At 48.5% G+C, this 5,446-nt stretch carries 4 protein-coding genes and 1 pseudogene; all 5 read left to right on the plus strand.

All coding sequences use genetic code 11. The features are described from left to right. Positions 1 to 67 precede the first annotated feature (67 nt). Entirely contained in the window at positions 68 to 508 is a 441-nt protein-coding gene (locus tag V8L71_RS20145) for a tyrosine-type recombinase/integrase (protein ID WP_336275272.1), read from the plus strand. A 544-nt stretch (positions 509 to 1,052) separates the two neighbouring features. After that, positions 1,053 to 2,174, plus strand: coding sequence for a Fic family protein (locus V8L71_RS20150; RefSeq protein WP_101145296.1), 1,122 nt, complete (start codon positions 1,053 to 1,055; stop codon positions 2,172 to 2,174). A 371-nt stretch (positions 2,175 to 2,545) separates the two neighbouring features. Beyond that, positions 2,546 to 3,154, plus strand: coding sequence for a hypothetical protein (locus V8L71_RS20155; RefSeq protein ID WP_101145295.1), 609 nt, complete (start codon positions 2,546 to 2,548; stop codon positions 3,152 to 3,154). Positions 3,155 to 3,588: 434 nt separating this feature from the next. Further along, complete coding sequence (locus tag V8L71_RS20160) at positions 3,589 to 4,566, plus strand: hypothetical protein (protein WP_336275271.1); 978 nt, start codon at positions 3,589 to 3,591, stop codon at positions 4,564 to 4,566. A gap of 586 nt (positions 4,567 to 5,152) precedes the next feature. Then, positions 5,153 to 5,323 (plus strand): annotated as a pseudogene (locus V8L71_RS20165) (transposase); the annotation flags it as partial. Between the last annotated feature and the right edge of the window lie 123 nt (positions 5,324 to 5,446).

Raw genomic sequence — 5,446 nt, forward strand, 5'->3', positions numbered from 1 at the left:
GAACCCATCGGAAACGTTCCACCAGCAGAACGAGAAAGGACGTATTATCGTCAATTGGAGGAGTCGGGTGAAGCTGCCTGACTCAAACAAACCGGTCTCCGGAATAACCGGGGCGGTTCAAGTCCCTTTGCCCACACAAGCCGTTCATGAGTTGCGCTACCTGCACAAGCTAACAGGAACTTTCAAACTGCTGTTCCCAGGTCGAAACAACCCCCGTAAGCCGATATCCGATGCCGCCTTTAACATGGCCTTAAAGCGCCTTGGCTATGAGGGTCGGCACGTTCCCCATGGCTGCCGCCATGTGGTGGCCACCGGTTTGAAAGAATTGGGTTACCCAAGAGAATGGATAGAGCTACAGCTATCGCACAAGCTGCCAGGGATCGAGGGCGTTTACACCCACGCCCAGCACATGGCCCCGGATCAAAGGCCCGCCATGATGCAATTTTGGGCGGATTATCTATTTGGGACAGATAGGCAAGGGGGCAGGCTGTTTTCAGGAGAGAGTTAGGGGAGAAGTATATGAAAGTCGAGCTACATACAGGCCTGTAAGTTTCTTTGATTGAAAACTAGCGTTGTAGGATTGCCCAAATGCACGTCAAGATAGCTTTATTCTCATAAGTTTCCAAAAATGAGAAGCTAGTATCGTAGGTTTGCACAGATGCACGTCAAAACAGCTTCGTTCTCATAAGTTTCTAGAAGTGAGAAGCTAGCATCGTAGGTATGCATAGATGCACGTCAAGTTGGTTACGTTCTCATAAGTTTCTAGAAGTGAGAAGCTAGCATCGTAGGTTTGCATAGATGCACGTCAAGTTGGTTACGTTCTCATAAGTTCTTGGAAGTGAGAAGCTAGCTCTGTAGGTTTGCATAGATGCACGTCAAAATAGGTACAGTCTCATATAGTTCTAAAAATGAGATTCTAACCTCTGCTAAGCATGCATCTCATGATCAGGCATCCATAGAGGTATTGAAAATAATGTTGACTCTCAAAAATTGATAAATATGATGTACTATATTTGGCGTTCAAGAAATTGAAAATTTGAGAGGCAATTGAAATGGAGTTAAATTTAGACGAAGCTGTAAATTATCACTACGATAAATTTCCACCTCAAAAAATAGATTATGGCAAGTTTGTAGACAAACTTATAAAAGCTACAGATGCAATTGCACGCTATGATCAAATGCTAAAAAACATGCACAATAGCGAAATACTGCTTGCCCCTTTAAGGAATCAAGAAGCAGTTATCTCTTCTAGAATGGAGGGAACTGTTAGTACTATGGATGAAATCTTGCAATATGAGGCTGATCATGAAAATGAGGCGGCTAGTACACCTAGTGTAAGGTCTGAAGTTATTGAAACAATACTTTACCAAAGGGCGTTGAAGGCCGCTCAAAAAGCTCTAAATGATGGCTATCCAGTTTCTCAGTCGCTGCTTAAAGGAGTACACCAACGACTTTTATCATTTGGTAGAGGGGCATCAAAGTCACCGGGGGAGTTTAAGCTTGAGCAAAATTATTTGGCTGATAGGAATAAAAAGAAAATACTTTTCATTCCCGTTAGCCCAGAGCGGCTACAGGATGGATTAGATGTATTGTTCAAGTATATCAATGAAGATCCTAGCCCAACGCTCGTTAAAGCAGCATTGGCGCATATAGAGTTTGAGGCCTTACATCCGTTTAAAGATGGTAATGGAAGGATTGGGAGGATGTTGATAACTTTGATGTTATGGAAGTACGGAACTATTTCAGCACCTCATTTTTATATTAGTGGATATTTTGAAGAAAATAAGGATGAGTACATTGATACGATGAGGCGAGTATCGGAGACAGGGGATTGGGAAGAATGGTGTTCTTTTTTTCTAGAAGCCGTAGAGCAACAGGCAATACGGAATTTAACTGTTGCTGAAAATATAAGGTCGTTATATGAAGAAATGAAAATTTTATTTGCTGAGTTGTTGTCTTCAAAATGGAGCGTGACTGCACTAGATTTTGTTTTCACTAACCCTGTATTTCGTAATAACAAATTTACTTCGCAAAGTGGGATTCCGGCAGCTACTGCTGCAAGATTTACTAGAATTATGTTAGATAATGACATAATACGTACAGTCGAGGAGGCATCAGGGCGACGGCCAGCCATGTATTCCTTTGAACCTTTGCTGAAACTAGTCCGTGTTTAAGCGATATATTGTTTATTAATAGCTAATTAAGATTGAGTCGTAGTTTATGTTTAGTTTAAAGCCGCTGCCCCCGCAGCGGCTTTTTTGCTTATACAAGAGAAAATTTTTTACCTCGGTGTAAGTGGCACCACTTACACCCGGCCCTGCTGGCAAGGTTTTGGCGAGGGCGTCAAGCTTACTCGGGCTACTGGAGCATTTGCTGGGAACGAGACCGCGAGGACATAAACCCATGACCGACAACACACACCAACCCACCTTCAAAACGGTGAACCAGATCCCGCTAGGCAATCGCTTGTTGCGCCGTAAAGACGTGGAACAGAAAACCGGAAAGAGCCGTAAGGCTGACCACGGCCACAGCGCACCACTTCGGCATGATCGGCCCCGCATTCGTGGAGCAGATACTCAAGGAAACCGACCCCGACTACTTTTATCGGCGGTTTGCTGAGGTACGGGAAGGATTCAACTCTGAAGGCCCCCAGGCGGGCAGGGTAGCGGATCGCTTCGCCATCATTGGGCTAGCCGGGGAGCTGGCGACCACTTACGGAATTTTGCCGTGGGAAGAAGGCACCGCCGCCAACGCAAGCCGCCAGCTATTCCGCGAGTGGATCGCCAGGGTAGGCGACGGTAACGCAGAAGATCGTCAAATACTTAGCGCGCTATCGGATTTTATCGCCATGCACGGTGATAGCCGCTTTTCCAATATTGCTGCTGAGCTACCCAACTCCAACATTAAGCACCGAGCAGGTTACTTCGAGATCGAGGACGGCAAGCGTCTTTACCTGTTCAACCGTGCCTCACTGACTGAGGCGGCAGCGGGGTATGGCCGTGACCGCGTGATACGCACCCTGGAAACCTACAACGTGCTAGCCAAAACCGACAGTGGCCGCCGCCAGAAAAACTACCGCCTCCCAGGAGGAGGGAGCACGCGCTTTTTCGTCATTGATCCCGACAAGCTGGATGCAGAGCGAGGGGGCGAATGATGGATAGGCTTTTTACGCGTGAACCTAGTTTCTGTGGCAACACTGGCTACAACGGCAACACCCAGCAACCACGGGGCTTGCAGCCGTTGCCTATTAATAAGAGAGGTGGCAACAAAGGCAACACATATCTTTATATCTATAGAGCACCTGATTTTGTCTGTTGCCGTTTTAAAAAAGCGGCTACAGGTTGCCAAAAAATACCAATTAAATCAATGGTGTTACCGGTGTTGCCTCGTTGCCCGCGTTTTTGAAATCAGTCAGGGGAATTATAGGGGAGTGGTTTCGTTCGTTATGCGAACACTTCCTGATTGTCTCCTTGCCGTGCCCCATCCCCCTTTCTGGCAGGCGCTTTTTGCCTTGCTCACGTTTTCCCAACCGTGGGGCCTTGGCTCCACATCCTCACCCTGCACCCCAACCGCCCAATGGAGGGCCTGATGAACCAACCAGCAACCACCACTCAACAGACCGACCGTAACAGCAACGAGGGCCAAACCATGGAAACCGCAAAACCGGAAGCACAAGCACCCGCCAAAGGGGGCAAAGCGCCTGGACGTTCACTTACTTACTTCGATGCGCCCTACATAGCGAGTTGTATCTCAGAAGAAGATCTGCGCGAGAATGTTGAGAAGGGCTTGAAGAGATACCTCACGCGTCGCCGGAAGCTGACAGAGGTATGCAATGAACTGGATCGGCTGAAAAAAACGCTAAGCGCGCTAGAACAGCAGGGCGAAGAAGCCGATGGAGAGTGGAAGCAGAGCTTTTTGAAAGGCTTTGGCAAACAGACTAAATCGATGCGCGATAAGGTCAAACAGAAAACCCAGGCTAAGCTAGAGGCCGAGCAGATCAAGGAAATGATCGAGTTACTTGAGCCACAGGCCCAGTGGATCAAGATGTATACCTACCTATCGCGTAATGATGTAGTGGACAATAAAAACAGGCTCATCGATTTGGTGACGCATAACCGCCTAATTGAAGCTGTGGACGAGCTTTCCCGTAACACAGAGTGCATGGCCAAGTTAGGGGAGGTGGTGAAGTACCTGTTCGAGCGCATCGAAACGAATACCTGCAACGATCATGCTTACATGGCCACGTTAGGGATTGATGCCGGGATGCAAAAAGGAGCGGCCTACAAGGCGGTAATGAACTACGAAGACACCGCTCAACTGAACCGCGAAGTAAGTAGGCGTCAAATTTTGGCGCTGGGGGATCTGTTTCTCAGCCGCATTCCTGTTGATCACGCGCCTATCAAGCTCCCTGGCACCGAGATCCCCAAGCGCCTGCCTTTCGAGGATTACAAAGATGGCGGCTATTACTCAGCCATTCGTTTCCCGCGTGAGCTGAAAGAGCTGGAAGAGAAAATGGGCTTCGTGCCGAGCCTTGAAGAACTGGATAGTGACGACAACGACGCCTAGCGCTTGATCACGCCTCTTAAGCCAAAGCCCCGCTATGTGCGGGGCTTCCTCGTTTCAAAGCATTAGCGAGGCTTACAGCGGCACACAACGGCTATATGGGATGGTTGCCAAGGGGTAGGCCCCCCAGGCCCCCGCACCCTACGGCGCGTTGTCCCCCACCCGCCTGCGGTGTTCGCTTGTGGGGCAATTCTTCATGCACCTCGCAAAACGGGTCAAAGCCCGCTATTGCTGGGCTGTAGGCGTGTTTTGGGTGCATGGGAGTCATGCGAAATCATGCGGATTTATGCACTTTCAACAAGCAAGAGGGAGAGCAAAACCCTCAAGCTAAGCCATCGGCAGGCCTGTAGTCTAGAAAGGCATTCCTTACAAGACCTTACAACACCGAGGCGTTCCAGTGGCAGAGTGGTCTAAAGTCTCAGATGATTGGGTTGTAAAGGCTTAGGAAAATGATGAATACTACTTAAATAAAATGAAGTAGGGCGTAATGACCGATTATTACTAATGAGCTTGTCAGCCTTGATTTGTGAATCGCCCCAGGTTTCGTAGACACCTCCAGGCCTTATACTAAAGGTATCTAGGAGGAACCATGAGCCATCCCCGCTACACTGAAGAATTCAAAATCGAAGCCGTCAAACAGGTGGTAGAGCGCGGCCATCGCGTGGCCGAGGTCGCTGAGCGGCTAGGCGTGTCAGGTCACAGCCTATACAACTGGATTAAGCGCTACGATAAGCCGGTAGAACAACGGCAAGAGGATGATGATTGAACCGCCCCGTCTTTACCGGAGACTCCATATCTTGAGAGGATGGAGTTATGAACTCACCAAAACGATATTCCCCGGAAGTGCGGGAGCGAGCTGTTCGTTTAGTTATTGAACAGCAAG

This window comes from Vreelandella indica (assembly GCF_037070225.1).
GTDB lineage: Bacteria > Pseudomonadota > Gammaproteobacteria > Pseudomonadales > Halomonadaceae > Vreelandella > Vreelandella arctica.